We start from the raw sequence: 702 nt of genomic DNA on the forward strand, positions 1-702 counted from the left end.
GAGCCAGGATCAAACTCTCAAATAAAAGTTTATCAGGCTCAGATACTATTGTTATCTAAATATCTGGCTTTATGGTTTGTTTCTTGTTTTATAAATTAACCTACTGTTTAATTTTCAAAGTTCTTTAAATTATTGTGGTGGGCCATCAGGGACTCGAACCCCAGACCTACCGGTTATGAGCCGGGCGCTCTAACCAACTGAGCTAATGGCCCACAATAATTTGGTGCCGAAGACCGGAATCGAACCGGTACGAGAGGTAAGTCCCGCAGGATTTTAAGTCCTGTGCGTCTGCCAGTTCCGCCACTTCGGCACATCACCTGGCTATGTCCTACTCTCCCAGGCAGTTTCCCGCCAAGTACCATCAGCGCTAGAGAGCTTAACTTCTGTGTTCGGAATGGGAACAGGTGTATCCTCTCTGCTATTATAACCAGATTATTGTCTAAATTTTCATTTATCTTTTTTCTAAGACAAGTATTATAATAACATATTTGTCTTATTATGTCAATACTTTATTTATTCGATTTTAAGCTTATAAAATTCTTAAAAATCTCTAATTATTGACAAATTTAAATACATAGAGTTAACACTCTAAAAACTACATATATATTTTAATTAATGAACATCAAATAAATATTGGTCAAGTCCTCGACCTATTAGTATCGATAAGCTAAATACATTGCTGCACTTACACCTTCGACCTAT

The 702-nt window shown here is 36.9% G+C and carries 2 tRNA genes and 1 rRNA gene; all 3 read right to left on the reverse strand.

The annotated features are described in order from the left end of the window. Window positions 1-135 precede the first annotated feature (135 nt). Window positions 136-212: transfer RNA gene (locus IC213_RS20490), tRNA-Ile, on the reverse strand. Window positions 213-221: 9 nt separating this feature from the next. Next, a tRNA-Leu gene (locus tag IC213_RS20495) sits at window positions 222-310 on the reverse strand. Window positions 311-315: 5 nt separating this feature from the next. Then, window positions 316-432 (reverse strand): 5S ribosomal RNA (rrf, locus tag IC213_RS20500). Window positions 433-702 lie beyond the last annotated feature (270 nt).

It is taken from the genome of Clostridioides sp. ES-S-0049-02, assembly GCF_020658465.1.
Classification (GTDB): domain Bacteria; phylum Bacillota; class Clostridia; order Peptostreptococcales; family Peptostreptococcaceae; genus Clostridioides.